Here is a 24,658-nt window from a genome sequence, read left to right as displayed (position 1 = left end):
ACGAAGGGGCATTGAAACCTATCCTTTCAAGTCGTAAATTCGAATGGTTAATGATTTGTAAAAAATCGCCGGATTGGCGCCGTAACATCGCGGCGTTTACCAAATGGTAACCGGAACCGTTAAGAACTGAGCAGTCGTCAACAGGCTCAAGCCCGGGTTTATCCATTGATCCACTTCGAAAATGTCGGCCTGCGATATGGGATGGGGCCTGAAATCCTCCGCGACCTGACCTTTGACATCCCCAAGCGCTCCTTCCAGTTCCTGACCGGGCCGTCGGGTGCTGGCAAGACTACGCTTTTGCGCCTGCTGTTCATGTCGCTGAAACCGACACGTGGCCTGATTCGCAGTTTCGGTCGTGATATTACCCAGATTCCACGCGATGAATTGCCTTTGCTGCGCCGCCGGGTCGGCATCGTCTTCCAGGATTTCCAATTGCTCGACCATTTGACGACCTATGAAAATGTCGCGTTGCCGCTGCGGGTTCGCGGCAAGGACGAGGCGAGCTATAAGCAGGACGTGCTGGAACTGTTGAAATGGGTGGGGCTGGGTGAGCGCATCAACGTTCTGCCGCCCATCCTGTCGGGCGGAGAAAAGCAGCGCGTCGCGATTGCCAGAGCCCTGATCGACCGGCCCGAAGTGCTGCTGGCCGACGAGCCCACCGGCAATGTCGATCCGCCGATGGCGCGCCGCCTGCTCAGCCTGTTTCTGGAGCTGAACCGGCTGGGCACCGCCGTGGTGATCGCCACCCATGACCTGACCCTGATGGATCAGGTCGATGCGCGGCGGATGATCCTGACTGAAGGGCGGCTCGATATTTATGAATGACCGCAAATCCGCGCCGCAGCCGCCGAAAAAAATACCCATGACCCCGCCACCGGCCAAGAGCCCAGCGCCGGAGCGGGCCAAGGCACAAAGGCGGGTGGAAATGCAGGTGCGCCCCACCGGCCCCATCCTGCCACCCTCCAACATCCAGGGCAATGCGCTGATGGTGGTGATCGCTATTATGGCGTTCCTTGCCTGTCTGACGCTTGGCGCTGTGTCGATGATCCGCGGAACGGCGGCGAGCTGGCAAAGCCAGATCTCCCGCGAGGTGACGATCCAGATCAAGCCGGACGACACTGTCAACATGGATGAGGCTTTGACGAAAGCCAAGGACCTGGCGCTGACCTTCGTCGGCACCAAGACCGGACAGATCGTCGACGAAGCCGCAACGGCCCGTCTGCTGGAACCCTGGCTCGGCACCGGACTGGATATCAACGACCTGCCGGTGCCTCGGCTGGTCATTATCACCATTGACGAGAACAATCCGCCTGACTTCGCCGCCATGCGGGATCTTTTGACCTCGCAGATCCCCCAGGCCTCGCTTGATGATCACCGCACCTGGGTGGATCGCCTGGTATCGATGGCCCGCACCACGGTGCTGATTGGCTTTGGCCTGCTGATCCTGGTGTTTACCGCCATGGTGCTGACGGTGATTTTTGCAACGCGCGGCGCCTTGTCCGGCAATCGGCATATTATCGAGGTCCTGCATTTCGTCGGTGCCGAAAGCCTGTTCGTGGCGCGGGAATTTCAGAAGCATTTTCTGAAGATCAGCCTAAAGGGCTCCGCAGCTGGCGGGCTTGCCGCAGCCGGCCTGTTCGCGCTGGCCAGTATCTGGCAGGACAATACGCTCGCCACACCGCAAGCCGATCAGGCCACCGCCATGTTTGGCCGGTTCGAAATCGGCTTTACCGGCTATCTCGGTATTTTCGCCACGATGATCGTTATTGCTCTGCTGACAACGGTCACGGCCAGGTTGACTGTGATGCGTGCCATCTATGAAATCGACCAGATCAGGTCGGACCCCAGCCGCAGTGGCGGGTTGCCACCCGAATGATCTTTTTATACGTCCTCGATGCGAGGATGCACCAGCATCCTCGATGCAGTCCCATTACCCACGAGCAATGATAATGCGCCAAGCAGACCCTGATAAGGATCGAGGCAGCCGGACCGCCAAACTATTCCATCGGCAGGCACCGCTGCGCCGCCTGCTTCGCTATGGAGGCTATGCCATTCTCCTGTTGATGGCCTGTCTTGTCGCTGGCTTCCTGCATTTTGCCGATGACGTCACAGCGATGATGCCGCCTGCTGAGCCCAAGGCTGATGCCATCGTCGTGCTGACGGGTGGTTATCAGCGCATCGACCAGGCTGTCGACCTGCTGCGCAAGGGATCGGGACGGCGACTGTTGATCTCAGGGGTCCATCCATCGACTTCGCCCGCGACGATCCGCAAAATGACGCAAGCCTCGCCCGATCTGTTTGCCTGCTGTGTGGACATGGGCTACCGCGCCATCGACACCATCGGCAATGCCAATGAAACCGCCCAGTGGATCCACGACAAGGGCTTTTCCTCGGTTCTGGTCGTCACCAGCAATTACCATATGCGCCGCAGCTTGATGGAATTGCGCCGTACAGATCATGAAACCCAGTTTATTCCCTATCCAGTCGTCACCGCCGATTTGCGCACCAGGGCCTGGTATGCCGATCCCAATGCGCTGCGTACGCTGATGTCGGAATACGTCAAGATCCTCATTGCCTATACCCGCGATCTCGGCGGCTGGGACAATTGGCAGGGGCTTCGCACGCCTGGCAATGCATCGCAGCAATCCTCCCAAAGCTAGTCGGACCTGCGATGCCGAACCATCTTCCTCTTATTGGAAAATTCGTATAGGCAGGGCCATCTGTCGGCGGAATATCTTCATGCTTGCTTTGCGGTCCCATGTTTTCAACGTGCTGTTCTATGCCTGCCTGATCCTCTGGATGGTCTTGGCCGCGCCGATCTATTTCATCTTGCCGCGCAAAATAGCCTATTCCGTCCCCAAGACATGGGCGCGATTCAGTCATTGGCTGATGAAAACCGTGGTCGGCACGACATTCGAAATTGAAGGCCTGGAGAATATCCCGCACTCCGGCTACATCCTCGCGCCGAAGCACCAATCCTTCTGGGATACCTATGCGCTTCTGCCCTGGCTGGACGATCCGGTCTATATCCTCAAGCGGGAATTGATGTGGATTCCGTTCTTCGGCTGGTATGCCGCCAAGCAGAACATGATCCCGGTCAATCGCGGTGGACGGGGTAAGGAAATGGTCAAGGTCATGCAGCGTGCCGCCGTGGAAGTGCGCAACGGCCGTCAATTGGTCATCTATCCCGAGGGGACAAGACGCCCGCCCGGCGCCGACCCTGAATATAAATTCGGCATCGCCCGGCTTTACCGCGACCTCAAAGTGCCGGTCGTGCCGGTTGCCATGCATGCCGGCCTGTTCTGGCCGCGGCGCAGCCTGATGCGCTATCCCGGGCATTACAAGATTCGTATCCTTCCCCCCATCCAGCCGGGAATGAAGCCCGATGCATTTTTTGAAACATTGACCCGCCAGCTGGAGACTGCCAGCGATGCACTGCTGCTGGAGGCCGCCCAGACCAATCCGGGTCTCCCCATGCCGCCGACCGCCAAACACCGTCTTGAAACCATGAGAGCGCAGGAACAGGCCAAGAACCCGTCATAGCGTCGGTTTGTTCAGTCCCTTGACCACGTGTTCCAGCCAATGATCACGGATGCCTATGCTGCGCAGGTGTTCCACGGTATTCTCGACATAGGCCCGGTTATCACCCGACTGGCCGCTGGCCTGCGCGGTAACCTGTACCGCCTCCTCAACGGTAATCGCTCCCGCATATTGACGGTGGTTTCGGTCCACCACATAACCAACGCCAAGCACCCGCCGTCCATCAGACAATTGCAAGCGCAACGTTCTTTCCTGATAGACCATCGTCACCAGTTCCCGCGCTCGCAAATAGTCCAGCGTTTGCGTCCATGCCGATGGACTGACGCGAAACGCCACACCGTGGCAGGAACCGCCGCGATCCAGCCCCAGAACCAGACCGGGCGTCTGTTCGGTGCCACGATGCACGAAAGATCGAACACAAAGGGAGCGGCGAAACCCGTGGGCCCTGGCACCCTGCCGTTCTTCATGGACAAAGCCGGGATTCCACATCAAAGATCCGTAGCCAAACACCCAAAATTCGTCCATATCGCACGTCATAATGCTCGCTCCTGCTGTCTCATTCTCGAATTCTGATAGGTTCGGGTTGAAATTATCCAGCAGAAATGAATTTTTACAGCAGTCTTTGCACTGATAACCGGTGCTGGGCTCTGATGACTCAAAAGTCGCTTCAGTGACCGCTGGGCAAAATGGAAGACAATTGGAGAAGCGCATGGCCATGTCCAGCCGGACGAAGAGACCACGGAAGAGATCGCGAGTTCTCGTGGTGGGCATTGTCCTTGTCCTGCTCGGTATCCTCTACACCGCAGGCTGGTTCGCCGCTGCCAATTACGCCACGACGAAACTCGAACATGCCTTTGACGGCGATAATCCGCTGGCCTCTGCCCTCGATTGCCCGGGAATGCGGATGAGTGGTTTTCCGCTGCATATCGGATTGAATTGCACCAAAGTATCGGTCAACGACAGCCGCAACGGTATTACCGGGTCATCAGGTGCTTTCCGGTCATCGGCCGAAATTTTCCGGCCCGGCAGAATCAAATGGGAAATCGACGGGCCTGCCATTCTGCAAACCTCCACCGGGCTTGCCGGTGCTTTTCAGTGGGACAGCTTTCGCTCCACTCTGTCGCTCGGCATGAACGGCGTCGATTCGTCAGCAAGCGTGATCCAGAAATTGCAGGCCAACCTGACCGATGCACTCTCCGGTCGGGTTCTGAGGATCGACGCCACTGAGAGCCGGACGCGACTGCAACGCGATGGCGAGGATCTTGTGGGAACCGCCCGCCTGACCGGAATGGATTTTGGCCAGGACGACCGTAACCCCGATCTGCCGCCCATGGCCGCACAGTTGGACGTGAAATTACTTGGCCAGGCCCGCGCCCTCGATATCGAACATCCTGAACCCATAGAATTGCGGGGTCTAAGCGGCGACATCCGCAATCTGCAAATCGATATGGGCCAAGGCAGGACGATCACCGCCAGTGGACCGATTTCCATAGATAACGCCGGCCTTGCCAATGGCACGCTCAAGCTGGAAATCGGCAAGGTCGATGCCTGGCGCGACCTGGTGATTGCCGCCTATCCCGAAACCAAGGACATCGCCCGGATGGCCGCCAAGGGGTTGAAGGCTGTCTTCCTCGGCCAGAACCAGGGCCAGGTGACCCTTCAGATCACCAATGGCGTCGTGGTTCTGGGCTTCATCCCGCTTGGCAATATCCCGCCGATCTGAACCGGGTGCCAGACGGTCTACCCGTTCGTCTTGCCATCCAACCCATGACGGCCGAAATCCGGCACGTCCACATCCTGGCCCGCGTCGATGATCGAGCGACGTATGGTGCGGGTGCGGGTGAACAGTTCGAACAGTTTATCGCCCTCCCCCCAACGGATCGCCCGTTGCAGATAGGCGAGGTCTTCTGAAAACCGCGCCAGCATTTCCAGAATGGCGTCCTTGTTGTGCAGGCAGACATCGCGCCACATGGTGGGATCGGACGCCGCCAGACGGGTAAAATCGCGAAAACCGGAGGCGGAATATTTGATGACTTCCGATTCCGTCACAGCTTCGAGATCATCCGCGGTGCCGACGATATTATAGGCGATGATATGCGGAAGATGCGAAACGATCGCCAATACCTTGTCATGGTGCAGCGGGTCCATTTCATCGACGCGCGAGCCCAGTGCTTCCCAAAAACGCTTGAGCCGGTCAATCGCCTGCTGATCCGTATTCTCCAGCGGTGTGAAAATGCACCAGCGTCCATTGAACAACCCGACAAAACCGGCATCGGGGCCAGATTTCTCCGTGCCAGCCAGCGGATGGCCCGGAATGAAATGCACATGATCCGGCATATGCGGCGCCATTTGCGCAATGACAGAGGCTTTGGTGGACCCCACGTCTGTGACGATAGCTCCCGGCGCAAGATGCGACGCAATCTGGATGGCCACCGCTTCGGACGCCCCGACCGGTACAGAAACGATCACCAGATCGGCCCCTGCAACCGCCTCGGCAGCCGACGTCGTATAGCGATCCCCAAGCTGCAATTCCTCGGCTCGCCGCAAAGTATCCACTGAGCGGGTTGAGACGACGATCTCGCGCGCCAGGCCAAGCGCACGCACATCACGGGCAATGGAAGAGCCGATCAGGCCGATGCCGATCAGGGCAATCCGGTCAAACTGAATGCTGGCCATCACGGCTTGCCCATAAATTCGGTCAGGGCATCCATCACGCCAAGATTGGCCTCCGGCGTGCCGATTGACATGCGCAGGGAATTGGCAAAGCCATATCCCTTGACCGCCCGCAGGATGTAGCCACGGCTGGTCAGGAAGTCATCGGCCTCCGGCGCCCGCTTGCCATCAACATCGGGAAAATGGATGAGCAGGAAATTGGTGACCGACGGCGTAACCTTCAAGCCGATCCCCTCGAAGGCTTCCGTCAACCGGTCCAGCCACTCGAGATTGAAATCCACAGCCTTATCGGCAAAATCACGGTCAAGAATGGCAGCAGCCCCCGCCGAAATCGCCGGGGCATTCATGTTGAACGGTCCGCGCACCCGGTTCAGGGCATCGAGAATGGCAGCCGGACCATACATCCAGCCGATCCGCAGCGCTGCCAGCCCGTGGATTTTAGAGAAGGTGCGGGTCATCACCACATTGCGGTTTTCAGAAACGATTTCCAGCCCGGCTTCGTAATCGTTACGACGAACATATTCGGCATAGGCCGCATCCAGCACCAGCAGCACATGTTTCGGCAGACCAGCGACCAGACGGCGAATATCGGCACCCGGCACATAGGTCCCCGTCGGGTTGCCAGGATTGGCGATGAACACCATCCGCGTCTTGTCCGTCACTGCCGCAAGAATGGCATCGACATCGACGCGGCAATCCTGCTCCTTGACCGTGACCGGCGTGGCACCTGCCGCCATGATCTGAATACGGTAGACCAGGAAACCATGCTCGGTGATAACAGCCTCGTCGCCCGTGCCCAGATAGACATGGCAGAGCAGGCCGAGCAGCTCGTCCGAACCATTGCCGCAAAGAATATTGGCCGGGTTCAGCCCGTGCGCACTGGCAATCGCCTCCCGCAGCTTCACAGCCTGGCCATCGGGATAAAGCTCCAGATTGGCAGCACCCGCCTTAAATGCCTCGATGGCCTTCGGGCTTGGTCCCAGCGGCGTCTCGTTCGATGAGAGCTTGAACACTTTCGCAACGCCAGGGGCATGTTCCTTACCGGGAACATAGGCGGCAATATCGAGGATCCCCGGGCGTGGAACGGGCTGGTTCATGGTGCTGCTCATTGACGCGATTTCCTGATTCTGACCTTGAACCTGATCCGGTTCAAACAATTTACGCAAGTAGCCCGGAACCTCTATTTTGTCGAGGGCGGCAAGAGGGTCTGGCGTGTGGTTGGCACGCCCTGTGGGCTCAAAACCGGAGCAAAGACACGTCGCGATGCGCGCATGGCAACCGGCAACCCCTGATAGAGCCGCTTTTGCGCCTCGACAACAATAACGCCGGCAAAAGCCGGTGACAGCATGCGACCGAAGCGCTCGAAGGCACTATGCATTTTCAACATGGTTCTGAGCTTCGATGGAGGGAAAAACAATGCCTCCGTGCTGGCTCCCGGCGTAAAATTGGTCTCGCGCAGCAGCGCCGTCAACTGGCCCCGAGAATAGGGGCGACCGGAGCCAAAAGGCGTATGCTCCATCCGCGCCCAGACCCCGCGACGATTGGGCACAACCATGACCAACCGCCCACCCGGTGCCAGAACCCGCCAGATTTCCTTGAGCGTCTCGCGCGGATTCTCGGCAAATTCCAGGGAATGGACCATCAAAACCCGGTCGATGGAACTGTCGGGCAGCGGCAGTTCCTCATCGAACACCAGCGACGTGGCCGACAGCTCACCCGGCGGCCAGTTCACCGCGCCTTGTCCGGCAGGCATGAAGGCGAATGTGCGTTCGGTATCGGCCCGAAACCGATCCAGGTACGGCACCGAATAGCCCAGCCCCACCAGCCGCTCCTCCGGCAGCCGCGCCCAGAGCGACGACAGCGCCATGGTAATGGATTGCTCGGCAGCATGGCCAAGCATGGTGTGATAGAACTGACGGAGATCGACTATATCCACATGCATGGCACAATTGTTAGCAGCAGGCTGTTGGACATCAAGGCCCCAGGCACTAGATTCTCCTCAAATCGCCCTGCAATCGCCACTGCCCAGCCCTGTAATCGCCACCGCAAGCCAAAGGGTCACCCCGATGAAAAGCCCGGATATCGAAATCTTCCCGTGCCGCACCGACAATTACGGTGTGCTGGTCCATTGCCCAGAGACCGGCCTGACCGCGTCCATCGATGCACCGGAGGAAGGCCCGATCGTGGCCGCTGCCGAAAAACGGGGCTGGCAGATCAGCCATATTTTCACAACCCATCACCACAATGACCATGTCGAGGCCAATCTGGCGCTGAAGCAACGATATGGCTGTGAAATCATCGGGCCGGTCAACGAGGCTGTCGCCATACCCGGACTGGATCGGTCCGCCTATGATGGGGAAGAGTTTTTGTTTGGACCGCACCGGGTCCAGGTGATCGAAACGCCGGGCCACACGGCAGGCCATGTCTGCTATCATTTTCCAGACGCCAAACTGCTGTTTGCCGCCGATACGCTGTTTGCGCTCGGCTGCGGACGGCTGTTTGAGCGGCCCGCTGCGGACATGTGGCATTCCCTGCAAAAGCTGGCCGTGCTGCCCGATGAAACCGCCATCTATTTCGGCCATGAATACACACTGTCCAATGCCCGTTTCGCCCTGACTATCGACCCGGACAATGAGCGGCTGCAAGCCCGCGCCCGCGACATCGAGGCGATGCGGGCGCAAGGGCAGTTCACCATTCCCACCACCATGTCTCTGGAAAAGGAAACCAACCCGTTCCTGCGGGTGGCCGATCCAAAAATCCGCCGCAACCTGGTGATGGAAAGCAAGAGCAATGAAGAGGTGTTTGCCGAAATCCGCAAGCGCAAGGACAATTTCTGATGGCCGATGCCGATGAGATCATTGCAGCGCTCTCCATGCAGCCCCACCCTGAAGGTGGCTGGTACAGCGAAACCTTCCGCGACGGCAAAGGCGGCCAGCGTGGCCATTCCACGGCCATCTACTATCTGCTGAAAGCAGGCCAGCGGTCGCATTGGCATCGGGTGAAGGATGCCGCCGAGATCTGGCATTATTATGCGGGCGCGCCGCTGGCGCTCTATCGCTGTGACGATGGCATCACAGTGGAGACACTCGTATTGGGTACGGACCTTGTGCGCGGCGAACGACCCCAGGCCATCATCCCAGCGCTTAGCTGGCAGGCGGCGGAAAGCCTTGGGGAGTATACTCTGGTTGGTTGCACGGTCGCGCCGGGCTTTACCTTCGACGCCTTCGAAATGGCTCCTCCGGGTTGGGAACCAGGTCAGCCTCTTCGATAACCAGGCATATTGGTGAGCTTCAAGCCCCCTGTGCTTCAGGCCCCCACAGGCTTCAGGCCCTTGTCAGCATAAAACGTTTTGTTGCGCTGCAAAATCCGATTTTTTGGAGTGGCACCATGACGATGAATATCCCGCTTGATTCGACCGTACCGCGCTCCACGCGCTACAATAGCGGCATGATCTGGCTGCACTGGGCAACGGCGTTGTTGGTGCTTGCCCTGTTTCTCTCGGCAGAAATCTGGGAATTTACGGAAAAAGGCGGTGCGCTTCGCAATGGCCTGAAGGCGCTGCATTATGGTGCCGGAATCATATTTTTCGCTGTGTTTCTGCTGCGGCTCATCTGGCGGATGGCCAGTCTCAAAACCCTGCCGGAAGAAGAAAAAGGCGTTTTGGGCCTGATGGGCAAGGCGGTGCATTACCTGCTCTATTTCGGGCTTGCCGCGCAGATTTCCCTCGGCTTTCTATGGCGCTGGTCACAGGGCAAGCCCGTGGACTTCTTCGGGCTGTTTTCCATTCCCGATCTCATCGGTATATCGCCGGATTATCGCCATCTGCTCGGTGACATGCATTCTCTGCTTGCCTGGATCATCATCGGCGCGGCCACGCTGCATGCCGTTGCGGCTATTTTCCATCATACCGTGCTGAAGGACGGCGTGTTGATGAAGATGATACCCGGCAGGTAGCCGTCAAGCCGCGTCTTCGATGGCTGTCTTGCGGCGAAACATGCCGCTTGCAGCCAGCGCCGCACCACCCGTGATCAGCACACAGGCACCAAGAATGCGCAGGTTTGCCTCACCAAAACCGAAAACCAGCAGCACCAGCGTCGACAGCAGTGGTGCGGCATAAGAAGCGGCTCCCAGGATCTGGATGTCGCCGTTCTTGACGCCGTAGTCCCAGGCATAGAAGGCTGCGCCGACCGGCAACAGCCCAAGGCCAGCCACGGCAAACCACTGGCTGGCGCTATCCGGCCAGACAGACGTTTCCAGCCAGAGGTGGCAGAGCAGCGACAGCAGTGCCGTGGCGAGGCAGAAGCCTGTCACCACATCGGTGGAGACCGCATCGAACCGGCGCGTGACCAGCGAGTAGCTCGACCAGGTCAAGGCGCAGAGCAAAGCGGCCCCATAGCCCATCGCATAGGCCGGGTCGAAGGACAGGCCGTTTTTGCCGATGATCAGCACGGTGCCGCATAGCCCGGCAATCGCGCCCGCCATATGATACCAGCGCAGCCGCTCCCCCGGCAGCAGCGCCGATCCAAACACGATCAACAGCGGCCAGAGATAGGCAATCAACCCGGCTTCTACGGCAGGGGCATTTCTCAGCGCCGTGAAGTAGAGGAAATGATAACCGAACAGGCCGGCAATCCCGACCACCCAGACCTTGGCCGGTTGTTTCAGCAATGTCAGCCGCTCCGGCCGGATCATGAAGGTTGCAATGCCGGGAAGACTGCCGATGGCAAAGCAGATGGCCGAGAGCTGGAAGGGCGGCATGGTTCCCGACGCTGCCGTAAACAGCGCCAGAAAAGACCACATCAGGATGGCCGAAAACCCGATCAGCGTTGCCCGAACCTTCATCCGCCCCTCAATTATTTTAGTGCTGATCAGGCCCCAAACCGGGTCGCCGTGATCGACAGCGTTCCCACCCGCGTTGGCACCCGCGCATAGACAGGGGCATATAAGGTCATGGTTCCGGTCTTGGCAAACCAGATTTCCATATCGTTGGCGCTGCGCAGATATTCGATATCGCTACGACCCTTGTTGAAGCCGGATTTTGGCACATAGCGAACGGAGCAGACGATCGCTTCGCCCGATACATTGCCAGCGGTAAACTTGTTCTTGCCCTTTGGCGACATCACCAGGTCCAACCGGCTTTCACCATCGAAAATCGGCAGGGTCCGGGAGCAGATCTTGCCATCGTCGGGCAAGGTAAGCCCGCCGACCGGATCGAGCACGGAGCGCAAATCGCTGGCGCTCACCGGCAGCCAGCGGTCCTTGTTTCGGTTGGGTTGAGGGGTGATCGTCGTGGAAACGACATTGCCGCCCGCATAACGCACGTCATAGACCCGCGTCCTTTTGCCCCGCGTATAGACCAGATTGTAATTGCTGGCCTGCAAATGCTTGTCATCGGCCACCTGTCCCGTCACCTTGGTCTTTGCATCGAGGCTGGTGAACACATTGGCAATGCCCGCCGACGAAATCGTGCCGGTAATGGTGTAGCCGGGACGGGTGACCTCGGTAACGAAGGTGGCGCGGGCGACAGGCAGACCAAGCAGGGTGACGCGATATTCATTGCGATAGGTCTCTCCTGCAGAGGCAGAGCCACTGGCCAAGATCAGCGTAGCACCGAACACGACAGGGGCGACCAGCAGAAAAGACAGTTTACGAACAAGCTTAAAATGCATTGCGACACCATGGCTCCAATGTCTGTTACCCCTTCATTTATGGCGTTCACTATGGCAAGACCATAGCCGAAGCGTCGATAAATCCGCCCTTTTGCCAAGGTTTGTCTTGACGAGGCGGCTTCAGCTGACTATAGAACCGCAACTTTCCAATCAGACCGCGTTGGATTGCGCCCTGGGTTATTGCCCAGAAAGCTCTCTGACTGCCAATAAGAATAGGTGCATCATGTCCCGCAGTTGCGAATTGACCGGCAAGGGCGTCCAGTCGGGTAATAATGTAAGCCATGCCAACAACAAGACCCGCCGCAAGTTCCTTCCGAACCTGTGCGATGTTACGCTGATTTCCGATGCCCTCGGCCAGCGCTACCGTCTGCGCGTCTCTGCTGCTGCTCTTCGTTCCGTCGAGCATCGCGGTGGCCTGGATGCCTTCCTTTTGAAGGCAAATGAAACCGAACTGAGCATGCGCGCTCGTCTGCTGCGCCGCCAGATCGTCAAGAAGACCGCAGTCGCCGCCTGATATCAGGCAGCCACAGCATTGACATAACGAACGGGCTTGAACGGTAAAACGTTCGAGCCTTTTCGCTTGCGCCGTTTCTCGCCAAAGTCTTTGGCACAGCGGCAAGTATCGACCCTTTCTTGTTATGGCCGGTCCGAATGTGGACTGAGCTATAGCTGGTGGCATCTCCCAGGATAAAAAAATGCGGATCACACGTCACATCCTCGTCTACAGCATGCTCATGACCTTAGTCGTGGTCGCCTCCAACATCCTCGTGCAGTTTCCACTGTCGGGCCAATTGGCGGGCGTGCAACTCGGCGACCTCTTGACCTATGGCGCCTTTACCTATCCGGTCGCCTTTCTGGTCACCGACCTCACCAATCGCCAGTTTGGCCCCTCCACGGCGCGTAAAGTGGTGTTTGTCGGTTTTCTTGTGGGCGTGGCGCTGTCCTTCGTCACCGGACAACCACGCATCGCCATTGCCTCAGGCACCGCCTATCTGGTCGGACAATTGCTTGACATCAGCGTCTTCAACCGGCTGCGCCAGCAGGACTGGTGGAAAGCACCGCTGGCCGGTTCACTGTTCGGCTCGGTACTCGATACGGTGATTTTCTTCTCGCTGTCTTTTGCACCGGTCTTTGGCTTCATTGGTCCGAATGATGATTTTGCGATAAGCTGGGCGCCATTGCTTGGTGCGTTTTCCCCTGAAATCCCCCGCTGGATCTCTTGGGCCATCGGTGATTTTACCGTGAAAATGCTGGTCGGCTTGATTATGCTTTTGCCCTATGGGGCATTGATGAACAGGCTGAAGCCCTACCAGCTTGCGCGGGTTTGACCTCTGCTGCCTTACGGCTGTAGCCGGAACTCCAGCATCAGCGTCCGTTGCAGCATGAAGTGGTTGTCGTCGGAGACCAGGATCAGGCGAAGGTCGCCATTGCCCATGTCCACCACATCCAGGCCTTCCATATTGTCGATCTGGAAGCTTTGATCGGCGTCGAGCAGGATCTCTCCATCCACCAGAGCGCCCGGCTTGATGCTGTCGCCCTTGACGCGCACGATGCGCATGCCGAGCCCGCTTGGAAACCGGAACCGGCGCTCCAATAGCAGCAGATCACCATCCGGCAACCAGGCGCCATCGGTCACGTCGAAATCATCACGGCGCACCAGCTTGAAGCCACCCGGATGCGGACCATCGACCACGCCAGCATAGAGATTGCCATTGATGTCCAGGCTCTCCTCGGTGATCGTCACAAGACCACCGGCAAGCGGTCCTTGCGCAGGCGATGCCGTCAGCATTTCCAGGCTGCGATTGCTCTCCAGGACCTTTTTGGGAATGGGCAATGGCAAGCTTTTTTCCGGCTTGGCCGTTTCAAATCCGTCGAGGGGATATTGATCGATCCGATGGCGCTGCTCAAAGCCCACATAGATCTTATCGCCACGGATTGCCAGGCTCTCGGCATCCATCGCCCGTTTCGGCACATTGTTGCGGCCTTCGCGGTCCAGCATCGGAGCCAAAGAGACGCCATCGATACCGGAAAGGCGGCCCTTTTCATCTCGTTTGATTTCACCTGAAATCCAGTGACCGGTATCCAGCACACCAATGAAACGCTTGCCATCCGGTCGAAACCGGATCGAAGACCATGCCCCGAACAGACTGTCTGAGGATGTCAGGTCCAGCCCACCGAGAAATTCCAGCTTGCCGAACACGGTCTGGTCCGAGGCCGGATTGAAATATTCAATTTTGCGGCTACTCACCGCCGCAGACTCACCAATGGCCTGAGATGCTGCCAAAAGCAGTGCGGAGCCGCAGCAGAAGGCGAGCAAGGCTTTGCGAGAGGTGATTAGCAACGGATCACGCGCACTCAGCTGGCGCGGCGGAACGAACCGCCACGGGCACCCTTAGTGGGCTTGTCTTCGAAGAGGCCAGCCAATTGCTCGGTCATCGCCCCTGCCAATTCATCCGCATCGACAATGGTGACGGCCCGGCGATAGTAGCGGGTCACGTCATGGCCGATGCCGATCGCCAGCAATTCAACCGGAGACCGGGTCTCGATCTGTTCGATCACAGCGCGCAAATGCCGTTCCAGATAATTGCCGGGATTGACCGACAAGGTCGAATCGTCCACCGGCGCACCATCGGAAATCATCATCATGATCTTGCGCTGTTCGCGCCGCGCCAACAGCCGGTTATGCGCCCAGATCAGCGCTTCGCCGTCGATATTTTCCTTGAGCAAGCCTTCGCGCATCATCAGGCCGAGATTGCGCCGTGCCCGCCGCCACGGCGCATCCGCCGATTTATAGACGATATGGCGCAGGTCGTTAAGACGGCCCGGCGTTGGCGGCTTGCCGCTGGCCAGCCATTGCTCGCGGCTCTGGCCGCCCTTCCAGGCCTTGGTGGTAAAGCCAAGGATTTCCACCTTGACGCCGCAGCGCTCCAGCGTGCGGGCCAGGATATCGGCACAGGTGGCGGCAACCGTAATCGGGCGGCCGCGCATCGAGCCGGAATTGTCGATCACCAGCGTCACCACCGTATCGCGGAACTGGGTGTCCTTCTCCCGCTTAAACGACAGCGGCTGCATCGGATCGATGATCAGCCGGGTCAACCGGGCCGGATCGAGATAGCCTTCTTCCAGATCGAAATCCCAGGAGCGGTTCTGCTGCGCCATCAACCGGCGCTGCAACCGGTTGGCCAGCCGGCCGACTGCGCCCTGAAGATGGGCAAGCTGCTTGTCGAGGAAAGCGCGCAACCGATCCAGTTCGGCTTCGTCGCACAGTTCTTCCGCCGAGGTCTCTTCATCGAAGGCCTCGGTAAACATTTTGTAATCGACTTTTTCATTGAAATCGTCGAACGGGCTGGCCGGACGGCGCATTTCACCGGGAGTCTCGCTGTCCTCGTCGCCCTCTTCCGACATGTCGTCGTCAGAAATCTCGGCACCGTCCATCTCGCCGTCGTCCATCTGCTCTTCTGCAGATTCGCTTTCATCGGCGGGCGCGCTTTCGGAGCCGGCTTCCTGCTCGGAATTTTCCTGCTCTTCCTCGCCGCTGCGCTGCTGGTCTTCTTCCGAGGTCTCTTCCTGCTCGGCCTGTTCCGGGTCCTCACCGAAATCCTCGGCCATTTCCATCGAAGACAGCATATGCCGCACGACGCGGGCAAAGGCCTGCTGGTCCTCGATCACATTGGCCAGATTGGAAAAATCACTGCTGGCCTTTTCCTCGATGAAGGAGCGCCACAGATCCAGCACCTTACCGGCACTTTCCGGTGGCTTCTGACCGGTCAGCGCCTCACGGACCATCATCGCCACCGCTTCCGACAGCGGCGCATCCTCGCGCCGCTCGATGCCGGAAAAATTGGCCTTGGCATATTTTTCCGAGGTCATCGATTTCAGATTGGCGGCAACGCCGGTCATCCGCAAGGCACCGATCGATTCCACCCGGGCCTGTTCGACCGCATCAAACACCGAACGGGCATCCTGCCCCTCCGGTGCCATGGAGGCATGAACTTTCTGGTCATGGCAGGCGAGCCGAAGCGCCATGGAATCACCAAGACCCCGCGTCACCGCCAGTTCATGGGCGGTTGGACGCTTGGAAATTTCCGGCAGGCGAATCCGCTCACCGGCAATGCCCGGACGATCATTGGCAAAAGCCACTTCAACGCTTGGATCGCCGGCAATCGACCGCACGCAGCCGGTAATCGCCCGGCGCAACGGTTCGGTATCGACCGCCGTGCCGGGTTTCGCCTGGGAATTATCGCCGCGACCTGCCATGTTCCTTAAGTCTCTTTTCAGGCGCCAAGAACGATATTGGCAGCACTTTCCTTGAGTTCAATGCCAAACGCGCGCTGGTATTGCTCGGCCACCAATGTCCGCTCCAGTTCGTCACATTTGTTGAGGAAGGTGACGCGGAAGGCAAAGCCGATATCACCGAAGATCTCGGCATTTTCGGCCCAGGTGATCACGGTACGCGGGCTCATGACGGTCGAAAGATCGCCATTGATGAAGGCAGACCGAGTGAGATCGGCCAGACGCACCATCTTGGCCACATTATCGGGGCCGTTCTGGGTGGCGGCAAAGCCCTTGACCTTGGCCAGGACGATATCGACTTCCTTTTGATGCGGCAGATAGTTCAGCGTGGTGACGATCGACCAGCGGTCCATCTGCGCCTGATTGATCTGCTGGGTACCGTGATAAAGGCCGGTCGTGTCGCCAAGTCCAACCGTATTGGCCGTTGCAAACAGCCGGAAAGCGGGATGGGGGCGAATGACGCGGCTCTGGTCGAGCAGGGTCAGGCGGCCAGAGGATTCCAGCACCCGCTGGATAACGAACATCACGTCCGGGCGTCCGGCATCGTATTCGTCGAACACCAGCGCCACATTGTGCTGATAGGCCCAGGGCAGAATGCCATCCTTGAATTCGGTGATCTGCTTGCCGTCCTTCAGGACGATGGCGTCCTTGCCGACCAGGTCGATACGGCTGACATGGCTATCGAGGTTGACGCGCACGCAGGGCCAATTCAGCCGGGCAGCGACCTGCTCGATATGGGTGGATTTGCCCGTGCCGTGAAAACCGGACACCATGACGCGGCGGTTGTGAGCAAAACCGGCAAGGATGGCCAGCGTGGTTTCCCGATCGAACAAATAGTCGGGATCGAGATCCGGCACATAAGAATCGCCCTTCGAATAGGCAGGCACGCGAATGTCGCTGTCGATGCCGAACACCTCCCGGACGGAAACTGTTGTGTCGGGCAGGTTGGCGATATCAAGGTCAATTTTGCTCATCGTCTCTCCAAGCCGGGCGGCATCTCCCAGCGCATACAATCAAGGTCGCATACAATCAGGTCGCATACGCAATCGGATATAGTCTTCGATTAACAGAAACCTGCCTGCTTTAACAATTGATAGGCCTGAATAACAGCCCGAAAACGCTCTTCAGAACCCCTGTCTCCGCCATTTGCATCTGGATGATGTTTTTTGACAAGCTCTTTATAGCGCCTCTTGATATCTTGGGCGGTGGCAGCCCCCGTCAAGCCCAGGGCATCGAAGGCTTTTGCTTCCAGCGTCTTCAACTTTCGCGCCTGCGGCTCGAACCGCGACGCATTGCCGCGCCCTTGCGAGACAAAGCCGAAAGGATCTCTCATCCGCGCCTGCGCCGTAGCCGAGCCGGAGCGCTGGGTGGAGTGAATGGGTGATCCCTTGGCCGCCTTGTTGACGCCAACCGTCCAGGTCGGGCGATGACCGGTGATTGCCTCCTTCTGGTAGCGGGCAATTTCGCTGTCGGACAGACCAGAGAAGTAATTGTAACCCTTGTTGTATTCCTTCACATGCTCGAAGCAGAACAGGAAAAACTTGCCTTCGGCATTGCGACCCACCGGTGCCCGGTGCACGCCCGGTCGCTCGCAGCCATCCCACTGGCAGGTGGTGACGGGCGGTTCCGGTTCCGCATCCTTCTTGCGGCGCGTGCGGATCTTGTCGAAATATTTTGAGTCGAGTTTCATTGGCAAATTATGAGGCTTTCCCCATCTCACAACAAGAATTGACAAATCATATTGTTCTTGGCCATTTGGAGGCTTTTCTCTAAACGCCGAATTGGTCAGCAGAATTGGACGCCACCGCATGCAGAGCCACCAGATGTCACTTCGCCAGACGATAGAGCAGAAATTGACACAGGCCTTCCAGCCCGAGCGCCTGCTGGTGATCGATGAAAGCCACCACCATGCCGGCCATCAACCTGATATAACCGGCACTGGTGAAACCCATATGCGGGTGCGCATCATCTCAGGCCGTTTTACCGGCCTCAGCCGCCTGGCCCGGCACCGGGCTGTCACCGACTTGTTAAAGCCAGAACTGGATGCCGGCCTGCATGCGCTCGCCATCGAACCATCAGCGCCCGGCGAGGCAACGCGCTGGTGAGATCAGCCGGGCAGATTGTCTTGTAGAAAACTCAGCACTTGCGAGGATGGCACATCGTCGGCGACGAAAGACTGCCCGATACCGTGAGTGAGAATGAAGGTCAATTGACCGCCCTTGACCTTCTTGTCCTGGGCAATGGCCTTCATAAGCTCTTCTGCGGGCGGCATATCCCCAGGGATCTCACTGATCCGGGTGGGCAGGCCAACCTCTTTCAAATGGCTCTCAACCCGCTTGGCATCGTCGGGGCTGGCCAGATTGAGCCGGGCCGAGAATTCATGGGCCATCACCATGCCGATGGCAACACCTTCCCCATGCACAAGGCGGCGGCTATCATAGCCCGTGGCCGCCTCCAGCGCGTGGCCGAAGGTGTGGCCAAGATTGAGCAGAGCCCGGCGCCCATGTTCGCGCTCATCGGCCACGACCACATCGGCCTTTGCCTGGCAGGACAGCGCAATCGCCTGCGTGCGGGCCGCTCCTCCGGCAAAGACCTCACGCCAGTTGCGCTCCAGCCAATCAAAAAACTCCGGCTTGTCGATCAGGCCATATTTCGCCACTTCGGCATAGCCGGCACGAAATTCCCGTTCGCTCAACGTATTCAGCACCGCCGTATCGGCCAGAACCAGATCCGGCTGATTGAAAATGCCAACCAGATTCTTGCCCTGCCTTGCATTGATGCCGGTCTTGCCGCCGACGGAACTATCGACCTGCGACAATAACGAGGTCGGGATCTGCACGAACCGCACCCCGCGCCGAACGATACCCGCCGCAAAGCCGGTGAGATCGCCGATAACGCCGCCGCCAAGAGCGATGACGACATCGTTGCGCTCGATACGCGCTTCCAGCAGCACGTCGCAAACCTTGGTCAGGTGCCCAAAGCTCTTGGTCTTTTCACCGGCGGGAAGGGTCAGCGACACGGCTTCAAAGCCGTCCGCCTCCAGGCTGTCCATCAGCGCGCCGTGGTAAAGCGCGGCGACATTCTCGTCGGTGATGATGGCTGCCTTGCGGCCCTTGATACGGGTGGAAATCTCGCCGCCCGCCCGTCCGATCAGGCCGTCGCCGATCAGGATATCATAGGCACGCTCACCAAGCGGCACATGGACGAGACGCTCTGAGGATTCGGGGCGTTCGGATGCCTGATCTGTGCTCATCGCTTGCTCCTGCCTTTGCTGATATAGGCGATCACCGCATCCATCACCTCAGCGGAAATGGCTTCCTTGCGCCCATCGCGCGACAATACGGTAATATCGGCACGCTGGTAGATCGGGTAGCGCTCCAGCATCAGCTTTTCCAGCGTCTGTTTCGGGTGTTCGGTTTTCAACAGCGGGCGATGATCGCGCTTGTTGACCCGCTCCCACAGCACATCCAGATCGGCTTTCAGCCAGATGGAAATACCACCACGCTCGATCTGCCTGCGGGTCCGGTCATTGATGAAAGCGCCGCCGCCGGTCGAGACCACTTTCGGCCCGGACCTGAGCAGCCGCCGGATCACCCGGGTTTCCAGCGCCCGGAATTCCGTCTCGCCATAGGCAGCGAACAATTCGCTGATCGTCATGCGCGAGACCCGCTCGATCTCGGTATCGGTATCAATGAACGGCAGGTTCAATTGCTGGGCCACGAGACGCCCGATCGCGGATTTTCCAGCCCCCATCAGGCCGACGAAAATCAGGTTTCGACGCCCGAGCACCGAGCGGGCACGCTCAGCAAGAGGTAGAACAGCATGGGGCATCGAGTGGGTCATCAGCCTTTTCGCAACAGGTTTACCACCCTATTGACAAATGCCGGGGCCACGTCAAGCACTTGCCGCACATGCCAGCAAGAAACAATCATCTGCATGCCACTTGACCTCCCTTAAGTGCCAGGGGTTTAGGGCATTATCCGGCAGAAGCTGCCACGTTCCATCTTGAAACAGGAACGGCTCCAGCCGATATTGCTGATGTGTGTTGCACTGAGGGAAAAGCAAAATTGTTCTTTCCCGAAGAGATAAACGACACCCAGAGAACCCAAAGTGTTACAGCAAACTCGACTGCTTCTTCTGGGAAGCACGGCACTGTACACCATGCCTTTTAAGGCAGGAGGCCGTCATCATGCCCACCTTGTTCCGCTTCCTGTTCGTCATAGCCACTGTGGCGGCCATGATCTATGCGGCGATGTGGGCTCTGGTCATCTTCGTAGAGCCAGGCCAGCGGGAGATCACCGCAACCATTCCCGCCGCGCAAATCAAGCCGCAGCAGCCATGACGGCGATGGCACAGACACCAAACAACAGAAACGACAGCATCCATGGTTGATCTCGGCCACGCCCGCATCGAAGCTTTCCTTGAGATGATGAGCGCCGAGCGCGGTGCGGCGGGCAATACGCTCTCTTCCTATGAACGGGATCTGGAAGATTTGCATGGCTTTCTGGCCACGCGCAAAGTCAGCGTCATGGCCGCCACCAGCGACGACCTCTCCGCCTATCTGGCCGATCTTGGCCATCGCGGTTTCGAAGCCTCGTCCCAGGCCCGCCGTCTGTCGGCGCTTCGGCAATTCTACAAGTTTCTCTATGCCGAGGGACTGCGCGGCGACGATCCGACCTCGATCCTCGATACCCCGAAAAAGGGCCGGCCTCTGCCCAAGACCCTGTCGATTGCCGATGTCGACAGGCTTCTATCCCTGGCCCAGGCCGAGGCGGCGTTGGAAGGCCCCGACCGCCTGCAAAAGCTGCGGCGCCTGGCGCTGCTGGAGCTTCTCTATGCGACGGGCATGCGTGTCAGCGAACTGGTCTCGCTTCCGGCCAATGTGCTTGCGCAGGAGGGCCGGTTCCTGGTGATCCGCGGCAAGGGCAACAAGGAACGGCTGGTACCGCTGTCGCGCTCGGCCATCGCCGCCATGCAGGTTTACGCGCAGGCCAAGGAAATCGAACAGGCAGAAAAACCACCATCGAAAAAAACAGCGTCGAAACAAACAGAGTCGAAACTGGGAAAATCATCGGGCATTGGCTTCCTGTTTCCAGCCGCCAGCCGCGAAGGCTATCTGCCCAGGCAGGTTTTCGCGCGGGAATTGAAAGATCTGGCCATTCGCGCCGGTCTCAGCGGCGATGCGGTGTCGCCGCATGTGCTCAGGCATGCATTTGCCAGCCATTTGCTCGAAAACGGCGCGGATCTGCGTGTTGTGCAGGAATTACTGGGACATAGCGACATTTCGACGACGCAAATCTACACGCATGTGCTCGAAGAAAGGCTCCAGATTCTGGTTGAGACACATCACCCTCTTGCAAAACATAGGAAAAACCACGATTAGAAGCCCGGCTAGGCGATGTGCTAAGCCCCTTGGGTTGGCACGCAAATTATCTGCAAGACAGACATGCGGCCAAGCATTGCGAAGACATTTACGGTTTCACACCATCAAGGATGGGTGGTGAGATCAGGCATATAGTCAGAGATTACGATGGCCGCCGCTCAGCCAACATCGTAAAGCAGGATAGAGTAACGGATCGGAACGGACCTGATGATCAACTATCTCGATTTCGAAAAGCCTATTTCCGACCTCGAAGGCAAGATTCACGAGTTGAAGAAGCTAAAGAGTGAGGACGAAAGCATCGACACCTCGGAAGAGATCGGTCGTCTGGAAGTCCGCGTGCGCGAAGCCATGGAAGAGATTTATTCCAAGCTGAATGCCTGGCAAAAAACCCAGGTCGCCCGCCATCCGCAGCGTCCGCATTTCGTGGATTACGCCTCGCGCCTGTTTACCGATTTCACGCCGCTGGCTGGCGACCGCAAATTTGCCGAGGACGCAGCCATCCAGGCTGGCCTGGCCCGTTTCCGGGGTATACCGGTGGCCATTATCGGCCAGGAAAAAGGCAGCGACACCAAATCGCGCCTGAAGCACAATTTCGGCAGCCCCCGGCCCGAAGGGTATCGCAAGGCGATCCGCGTCATGGAAATGGCCGACCGTTTTGGCCTGCCGGTGATTTCGCTGGTCGATACCGCTGGCGCCTATCCCGGTGTCGGTGCGGAAGAGCGCGGCCAGGCCGAAGCCATCGCCCGCTCGACGGAAATGTGCCTTAACCTGAAAGCCCCGTTGATATCCGTCGTCATCGGCGAAGGCGGCTCCGGCGGCGCCATTGCCATTGCCACCGGCAACCGCGTCTACATGCTGCAACACGCCATCTATTCGGTGATTTCTCCTGAGGGTGCGGCCTCGATTCTATGGCACGACAGCACGCGCGCCAAGGAAGCCGCCACCAATATGAAGATCACTGCGGAAGACCTAAAAGGTTTCGGCATTATCGACGATATCATTCCCGAACCGGTTGGCGGCGCCCATCGCAATCCCGAAACGGTGATCGACCGTACCGGGGAAACCATTGCAGCGGCACTGAAGGATATGTCTGGCCAAAGCGGGGCGGAACTGCGCGCGGCGCGGCGCCAGAAATTCCTCGATATCGGCCGTAATCTGTAAAACGTCCAGAGTACAACTCCTTTTGCATCGCCTTGCGATGCAGCTGGTGATTTGCCCCATAAATGTTTCAATCGGGCCTTATACCGACAGTCATAACCAAGGACTGTCGGTATAGGTGTTGTGAACGACAAAAGCTTTGGCAATTAAGGCAAAGCGTGGAATGGGCAATCAGTGCCCGTTCACACTTTAGAAACCATATTCGGGCAAGGATCGAGACTGGATCGACAGGCTCCGACTTGATATTGTCCCGCCTGGATGATCAATGCTTCGTCGTCCCATGATAAGGACTGCTCATGCATCCTTGTCCTGAAAGAATGCCTCCGCCCCAATGAGACCCAGTTGAGCTCGACAATGCGCATTTCAAACGCCGCCCTGCTGATCGCCACCGCCCTGCTTCTGGCAGGGTGCAACGACACCTTGGATAGCGTCAGCGAAAAGAAGATGCCGGCCAATGTGTCCAACAAGGTAGAGCAGCCGCTGCCGCCTGAAATCCTCGCCTCGCTGAAGGCGAAGGGCATGGAGCGAAACTCGCCGATCGCCATCCGGATTTTCAAGGAAGAAGGCGTTCTGGAAATCTGGAAGGCCAAGACCGACGGGCGTTTCGAGAAAATTGCCGACTACCAGATCTGTGCGTGGTCCGGGAAACTGGGGCCGAAAGAGAAGGAAGGCGACCGGCAGGCGCCGGAGGGTTTCTACGCCCTGACGCCCGCCAATCTCAATCCCTATTCAAAATATTACCTGGCGATCAACACCGGCTTTCCCAACAAATATGATGCCGTCAACAATCGCAACGGCACCAATCTGATGATCCATGGGGCCTGCTCGTCCTCCGGCTGCTATTCGATGACGGATGCCCAGATCCTGGAAATCTATGCCTTTGCCCGCGATGCCTTTCGCGGCGGCCAACAGACCGTGCAATTGCAAGCCTTTCCGTTCCGCATGACCGCCGAAAACATGGCCCGGCATCGCTACAGCACCCACATGCCCTTCTGGCAGATGCTGAAGGCCGGTTACGACCAGTTTGAAGTCACCAAACAACCGCCGCAGGTTGGGGTTTGCGACAAGAAATATGTCTTCAACCAGCAAGTCGAAGCAGGCAAAAGCCTGAACCCGGCGGGTGCCTGCCCACCGATGAGCACACCACCGCAACTGTCTGCGGCGCTTGCCTCCTATAATTCCGCCTATAGCCGCGACTATGCCAAGGCCATGAAGAAGTATGAGGACAAGGTCTGGTACGATCCAAGCGAAGCCGAACGCAAGGCTCTGGTTGCCGACCTGAAGAAAGGCCGCGACCTGGCCTATGCTCCGACAGGCTCAGCGCTGAAGGCTGGCAAGCTGTTGAAATTGTCCGAGGTCGCCGATCCCGCCAATCCGGTCATCAGCCCACGGAAAACCGCAGCGACAGCCGCCCCGCTGTTCGCATCGCTGGACAATTCCGCCAAGACCGGTCGCTATGGCGCGCCAAGCGATCCGCAGACAGCAAGCACTATGAGTTCTGGTGCTCCGGCCAACATCGACCCAACGCAGACGGCAACCGTCGCCCTCCCGGCCACCGGCCCGGTTCCCGTGCCGAACCCGGTGGCGCCACCGCCGCCGCAGGCCAGCATGGTGGCCATGGATGCGGCCTCTGAACCGGCGGCAAAACCCTTCTGGAAATTCTGGGCCGCCCGGTGACCCCGGAGCCCGAAGACATCCTGGACCTCAAAGGGCTGAAATGCCCGCTTCCCGTGCTAAAATCGCGAAAACGTCTGTCGGGAATGGCGGTCGGTAGCCGGCTCATTGTCGAAACCACCGATCCCCTGGCGATTATCGATATCCCGCATTTCTGCCGGGAAGACGGATATATCCTGCTGTCCAGCGAGAGATCCGCAACCGGTCACCGCTTTGTGATCGGCAAGCCTGATCAGATGCCCACCCGATAAAGCAGCGTCCGAGATAA

28 protein-coding genes are annotated in these 24,658 nt (G+C 58.4%); 16 read left to right on the top strand and 12 right to left on the bottom strand.

Annotated elements, in window-relative coordinates:
- Positions 1-165 precede the first annotated feature (165 nt).
- From ftsE to IEI95_RS28015, 4 genes are all read left to right on the top strand, one after another.
- Positions 166-825 carry a cell division ATP-binding protein FtsE gene (ftsE, locus tag IEI95_RS28030; protein ID WP_041697140.1) on the top strand — a complete coding sequence of 220 codons (660 nt, stop codon included), beginning with the start codon at positions 166-168 and terminating at the stop codon, positions 823-825.
- Between the two features lie 37 nt (positions 826-862).
- The gene (locus tag IEI95_RS28025; RefSeq protein WP_156531837.1) at positions 863-1,876 is read left to right on the top strand and encodes a cell division protein FtsX; all 1,014 of its coding nucleotides are present in this window, start codon (positions 863-865) and stop codon (positions 1,874-1,876) included.
- Between the two features lie 67 nt (positions 1,877-1,943).
- Positions 1,944-2,660, top strand: a complete 717-nt coding sequence (locus tag IEI95_RS28020; RefSeq protein WP_420360090.1) for a YdcF family protein — start codon at positions 1,944-1,946, stop codon at positions 2,658-2,660.
- A 79-nt stretch (positions 2,661-2,739) separates the two neighbouring features.
- Positions 2,740-3,543 (top strand): lysophospholipid acyltransferase family protein, encoded by an 804-nt coding sequence (locus tag IEI95_RS28015; protein ID WP_156531835.1) that lies wholly within the window; start codon positions 2,740-2,742, stop codon positions 3,541-3,543.
- Here the strand turns inward: IEI95_RS28015 and IEI95_RS28010 are convergent.
- Positions 3,538-4,077 carry a gamma-glutamylcyclotransferase gene (locus tag IEI95_RS28010; protein ID WP_015917323.1) on the bottom strand — a complete coding sequence of 180 codons (540 nt, stop codon included), beginning with the start codon at positions 4,075-4,077 and terminating at the stop codon, positions 3,538-3,540. The two genes, IEI95_RS28015 and IEI95_RS28010, sit on opposite strands and share 6 nt — an antisense overlap.
- A 172-nt stretch (positions 4,078-4,249) precedes the next feature.
- Here IEI95_RS28010 and IEI95_RS28005 point away from each other — a divergent pair, with 172 nt between their 5' ends.
- Positions 4,250-5,263 (top strand): DUF2125 domain-containing protein, encoded by a 1,014-nt coding sequence (locus tag IEI95_RS28005; RefSeq protein WP_156531834.1) that lies wholly within the window; start codon positions 4,250-4,252, stop codon positions 5,261-5,263.
- 17 nt (positions 5,264-5,280) lie between these two features.
- On the opposite strand, the gene IEI95_RS28000 is transcribed toward IEI95_RS28005, so the two are convergent.
- From IEI95_RS28000 to IEI95_RS27990, 3 genes are all read right to left on the bottom strand, one after another.
- Complete coding sequence (locus tag IEI95_RS28000; RefSeq protein ID WP_015917325.1) at positions 5,281-6,216, bottom strand: prephenate/arogenate dehydrogenase family protein; 936 nt, start codon at positions 6,214-6,216, stop codon at positions 5,281-5,283.
- Positions 6,216-7,322 carry a histidinol-phosphate transaminase gene (hisC, locus tag IEI95_RS27995; RefSeq protein ID WP_156531833.1) on the bottom strand — a complete coding sequence of 369 codons (1,107 nt, stop codon included), beginning with the start codon at positions 7,320-7,322 and terminating at the stop codon, positions 6,216-6,218. Before hisC ends, IEI95_RS28000 begins: the two co-directional genes overlap by 1 nt.
- A 71-nt stretch (positions 7,323-7,393) precedes the next feature.
- Positions 7,394-8,155, bottom strand: coding sequence for a class I SAM-dependent methyltransferase (locus IEI95_RS27990; RefSeq protein WP_015917327.1), 762 nt, complete (start codon positions 8,153-8,155; stop codon positions 7,394-7,396).
- A 124-nt stretch (positions 8,156-8,279) separates the two neighbouring features.
- Here IEI95_RS27990 and gloB point away from each other — a divergent pair, with 124 nt between their 5' ends.
- The 3 genes from gloB (at position 8,280) to IEI95_RS27975 (ending at position 10,167) form a co-directional block, all read left to right on the top strand.
- Entirely contained in the window at positions 8,280-9,050 is a 771-nt protein-coding gene (gene gloB / locus IEI95_RS27985; RefSeq protein WP_156531832.1) for a hydroxyacylglutathione hydrolase, read from the top strand.
- On the top strand, positions 9,050-9,484 hold the full coding sequence (locus IEI95_RS27980) for a cupin domain-containing protein (RefSeq protein WP_156531831.1): 435 nt from the start codon (positions 9,050-9,052) through the stop codon (positions 9,482-9,484). The genes gloB and IEI95_RS27980 overlap by 1 nt, the downstream gene beginning before the upstream one ends.
- 116 nt (positions 9,485-9,600) lie before the next feature.
- Positions 9,601-10,167, top strand: coding sequence for a cytochrome b (locus IEI95_RS27975; protein ID WP_194417257.1), 567 nt, complete (start codon positions 9,601-9,603; stop codon positions 10,165-10,167).
- A 3-nt stretch (positions 10,168-10,170) separates the two neighbouring features.
- Here the strand turns inward: IEI95_RS27975 and yddG are convergent, their stop codons facing one another.
- Both yddG and IEI95_RS27965 read right to left on the bottom strand, forming a co-directional pair.
- Positions 10,171-11,055 (bottom strand): aromatic amino acid exporter YddG, encoded by an 885-nt coding sequence (gene yddG / locus IEI95_RS27970; RefSeq protein ID WP_156531829.1) that lies wholly within the window; start codon positions 11,053-11,055, stop codon positions 10,171-10,173.
- A gap of 26 nt (positions 11,056-11,081) precedes the next feature.
- Complete coding sequence (locus IEI95_RS27965) at positions 11,082-11,882, bottom strand: DUF3108 domain-containing protein (RefSeq protein WP_234890902.1); 801 nt, start codon at positions 11,880-11,882, stop codon at positions 11,082-11,084.
- A 223-nt stretch (positions 11,883-12,105) separates the two neighbouring features.
- Between IEI95_RS27965 and rpmB the strand changes: the two genes are divergently transcribed.
- The gene (gene rpmB, locus IEI95_RS27960; RefSeq protein ID WP_015917333.1) at positions 12,106-12,396 is read left to right on the top strand and encodes a 50S ribosomal protein L28; all 291 of its coding nucleotides are present in this window, start codon (positions 12,106-12,108) and stop codon (positions 12,394-12,396) included.
- Positions 12,397-12,577: 181 nt separating this feature from the next.
- Positions 12,578-13,210, top strand: coding sequence for a queuosine precursor transporter (locus IEI95_RS27955; RefSeq protein ID WP_156531828.1), 633 nt, complete (start codon positions 12,578-12,580; stop codon positions 13,208-13,210).
- 11 nt (positions 13,211-13,221) lie between these two features.
- On the opposite strand, the gene IEI95_RS27950 is transcribed toward IEI95_RS27955, so the two are convergent.
- The 4 genes from IEI95_RS27950 to IEI95_RS27935 all read right to left on the bottom strand — a co-directional run bounded on the left by IEI95_RS27950 (position 13,222) and on the right by IEI95_RS27935 (position 17,865).
- Positions 13,222-14,199 (bottom strand): esterase-like activity of phytase family protein, encoded by a 978-nt coding sequence (locus IEI95_RS27950; protein ID WP_420360092.1) that lies wholly within the window; start codon positions 14,197-14,199, stop codon positions 13,222-13,224.
- Positions 14,200-14,237: 38 nt separating this feature from the next.
- The gene (gene cobT, locus IEI95_RS27945; RefSeq protein WP_071202917.1) at positions 14,238-16,139 is read right to left on the bottom strand and encodes a cobaltochelatase subunit CobT; all 1,902 of its coding nucleotides are present in this window, start codon (positions 16,137-16,139) and stop codon (positions 14,238-14,240) included.
- A gap of 17 nt (positions 16,140-16,156) precedes the next feature.
- Positions 16,157-17,149, bottom strand: a complete 993-nt coding sequence (gene cobS, locus IEI95_RS27940; RefSeq protein ID WP_071202919.1) for a cobaltochelatase subunit CobS — start codon at positions 17,147-17,149, stop codon at positions 16,157-16,159.
- A gap of 89 nt (positions 17,150-17,238) precedes the next feature.
- A complete protein-coding gene (locus tag IEI95_RS27935; RefSeq protein WP_041697155.1) occupies positions 17,239-17,865 on the bottom strand; it encodes a J domain-containing protein in 627 nt (208 codons plus the stop codon).
- 133 nt (positions 17,866-17,998) lie between these two features.
- Between IEI95_RS27935 and IEI95_RS27930 the strand changes: the two genes are divergently transcribed.
- On the top strand, positions 17,999-18,280 hold the full coding sequence (locus IEI95_RS27930; RefSeq protein WP_156531896.1) for a BolA family protein: 282 nt from the start codon (positions 17,999-18,001) through the stop codon (positions 18,278-18,280).
- A 2-nt stretch (positions 18,281-18,282) separates the two neighbouring features.
- Here the strand turns inward: IEI95_RS27930 and aroB are convergent, their stop codons facing one another.
- Complete coding sequence (gene aroB / locus IEI95_RS27925; protein ID WP_156531826.1) at positions 18,283-19,428, bottom strand: 3-dehydroquinate synthase; 1,146 nt, start codon at positions 19,426-19,428, stop codon at positions 18,283-18,285.
- A complete protein-coding gene (locus IEI95_RS27920) occupies positions 19,425-20,018 on the bottom strand; it encodes a shikimate kinase (protein WP_139191332.1) in 594 nt (197 codons plus the stop codon). The genes aroB and IEI95_RS27920 overlap by 4 nt, the downstream gene beginning before the upstream one ends.
- A gap of 346 nt (positions 20,019-20,364) precedes the next feature.
- Between IEI95_RS27920 and IEI95_RS27915 the strand changes: the two genes are divergently transcribed.
- The 5 genes from IEI95_RS27915 (at position 20,365) to IEI95_RS27895 (ending at position 24,641) form a co-directional block, all read left to right on the top strand.
- Positions 20,365-20,517, top strand: coding sequence for a hypothetical protein (locus tag IEI95_RS27915; protein WP_015917342.1), 153 nt, complete (start codon positions 20,365-20,367; stop codon positions 20,515-20,517).
- 42 nt (positions 20,518-20,559) lie between these two features.
- Positions 20,560-21,558: a site-specific tyrosine recombinase XerD gene (locus tag IEI95_RS27910; RefSeq protein ID WP_156531825.1), complete on the top strand. Its 999-nt coding sequence runs from the start codon at positions 20,560-20,562 to the stop codon at positions 21,556-21,558.
- A 207-nt stretch (positions 21,559-21,765) separates the two neighbouring features.
- Positions 21,766-22,719, top strand: a complete 954-nt coding sequence (locus IEI95_RS27905; protein ID WP_194417256.1) for an acetyl-CoA carboxylase carboxyltransferase subunit alpha — start codon at positions 21,766-21,768, stop codon at positions 22,717-22,719.
- A 351-nt stretch (positions 22,720-23,070) separates the two neighbouring features.
- Positions 23,071-24,393 carry a L,D-transpeptidase family protein gene (locus IEI95_RS27900; protein WP_156531823.1) on the top strand — a complete coding sequence of 441 codons (1,323 nt, stop codon included), beginning with the start codon at positions 23,071-23,073 and terminating at the stop codon, positions 24,391-24,393.
- The gene (locus IEI95_RS27895) at positions 24,390-24,641 is read left to right on the top strand and encodes a sulfurtransferase TusA family protein (RefSeq protein WP_041697160.1); all 252 of its coding nucleotides are present in this window, start codon (positions 24,390-24,392) and stop codon (positions 24,639-24,641) included. Before IEI95_RS27900 ends, IEI95_RS27895 begins: the two co-directional genes overlap by 4 nt.
- Positions 24,642-24,658: the final 17 nt, after the last annotated feature.

Origin of the sequence: Agrobacterium vitis (assembly GCF_014926405.1) — a bacterium.
Taxonomy (GTDB): Bacteria; Pseudomonadota; Alphaproteobacteria; order Rhizobiales; family Rhizobiaceae; genus Allorhizobium; species Allorhizobium vitis_H.
Note: the sequence above shows the minus strand (reverse complement) of the source record. Positions and strands in the feature narration are given on the sequence as shown.

Bases quoted from the DNA above. Each gene is read 5' to 3' on its own strand.
- gloB (WP_156531832.1), top strand. From the start codon at position 8,280: ATGAAAAGCCCGGATATCGAAATCTTCCCGTGCCGCACCGACAATTAC.
- IEI95_RS28000 (WP_015917325.1), bottom strand. From the start codon at position 6,216: ATGGCCAGCATTCAGTTTGACCGGATTGCCCTGATCGGCATCGGCCTG.
- IEI95_RS28015 (WP_156531835.1), top strand. From the start codon at position 2,740: ATGCTTGCTTTGCGGTCCCATGTTTTCAACGTGCTGTTCTATGCCTGC.
- IEI95_RS28005 (WP_156531834.1), top strand. From the start codon at position 4,250: ATGGCCATGTCCAGCCGGACGAAGAGACCACGGAAGAGATCGCGAGTT.
- IEI95_RS28010 (WP_015917323.1), bottom strand. From the start codon at position 4,077: ATGACGTGCGATATGGACGAATTTTGGGTGTTTGGCTACGGATCTTTG.
- cobS (WP_071202919.1), bottom strand. From the start codon at position 17,149: ATGAGCAAAATTGACCTTGATATCGCCAACCTGCCCGACACAACAGTT.
- IEI95_RS27930 (WP_156531896.1), top strand. From the start codon at position 17,999: ATGTCACTTCGCCAGACGATAGAGCAGAAATTGACACAGGCCTTCCAG.
- IEI95_RS27935 (WP_041697155.1), bottom strand. From the start codon at position 17,865: ATGAAACTCGACTCAAAATATTTCGACAAGATCCGCACGCGCCGCAAG.
- IEI95_RS28020 (WP_420360090.1), top strand. From the start codon at position 1,944: ATGATAATGCGCCAAGCAGACCCTGATAAGGATCGAGGCAGCCGGACC.
- aroB (WP_156531826.1), bottom strand. From the start codon at position 19,428: ATGAGCACAGATCAGGCATCCGAACGCCCCGAATCCTCAGAGCGTCTC.
- yddG (WP_156531829.1), bottom strand. From the start codon at position 11,055: ATGAAGGTTCGGGCAACGCTGATCGGGTTTTCGGCCATCCTGATGTGG.
- IEI95_RS27900 (WP_156531823.1), top strand. From the start codon at position 23,071: ATGCGCATTTCAAACGCCGCCCTGCTGATCGCCACCGCCCTGCTTCTG.
- IEI95_RS27915 (WP_015917342.1), top strand. From the start codon at position 20,365: ATGCCCACCTTGTTCCGCTTCCTGTTCGTCATAGCCACTGTGGCGGCC.
- IEI95_RS27975 (WP_194417257.1), top strand. From the start codon at position 9,601: ATGACGATGAATATCCCGCTTGATTCGACCGTACCGCGCTCCACGCGC.
- cobT (WP_071202917.1), bottom strand. From the start codon at position 16,139: ATGGCAGGTCGCGGCGATAATTCCCAGGCGAAACCCGGCACGGCGGTC.
- IEI95_RS27910 (WP_156531825.1), top strand. From the start codon at position 20,560: ATGGTTGATCTCGGCCACGCCCGCATCGAAGCTTTCCTTGAGATGATG.
- IEI95_RS27980 (WP_156531831.1), top strand. From the start codon at position 9,050: ATGGCCGATGCCGATGAGATCATTGCAGCGCTCTCCATGCAGCCCCAC.
- IEI95_RS27990 (WP_015917327.1), bottom strand. From the start codon at position 8,155: ATGCATGTGGATATAGTCGATCTCCGTCAGTTCTATCACACCATGCTT.
- IEI95_RS27920 (WP_139191332.1), bottom strand. From the start codon at position 20,018: ATGACCCACTCGATGCCCCATGCTGTTCTACCTCTTGCTGAGCGTGCC.
- IEI95_RS28025 (WP_156531837.1), top strand. From the start codon at position 863: ATGACCCCGCCACCGGCCAAGAGCCCAGCGCCGGAGCGGGCCAAGGCA.
- IEI95_RS27905 (WP_194417256.1), top strand. From the start codon at position 21,766: ATGATCAACTATCTCGATTTCGAAAAGCCTATTTCCGACCTCGAAGGC.
- rpmB (WP_015917333.1), top strand. From the start codon at position 12,106: ATGTCCCGCAGTTGCGAATTGACCGGCAAGGGCGTCCAGTCGGGTAAT.
- IEI95_RS27955 (WP_156531828.1), top strand. From the start codon at position 12,578: ATGCGGATCACACGTCACATCCTCGTCTACAGCATGCTCATGACCTTA.
- hisC (WP_156531833.1), bottom strand. From the start codon at position 7,322: ATGAGCAGCACCATGAACCAGCCCGTTCCACGCCCGGGGATCCTCGAT.
- IEI95_RS27965 (WP_234890902.1), bottom strand. From the start codon at position 11,882: ATGCATTTTAAGCTTGTTCGTAAACTGTCTTTTCTGCTGGTCGCCCCT.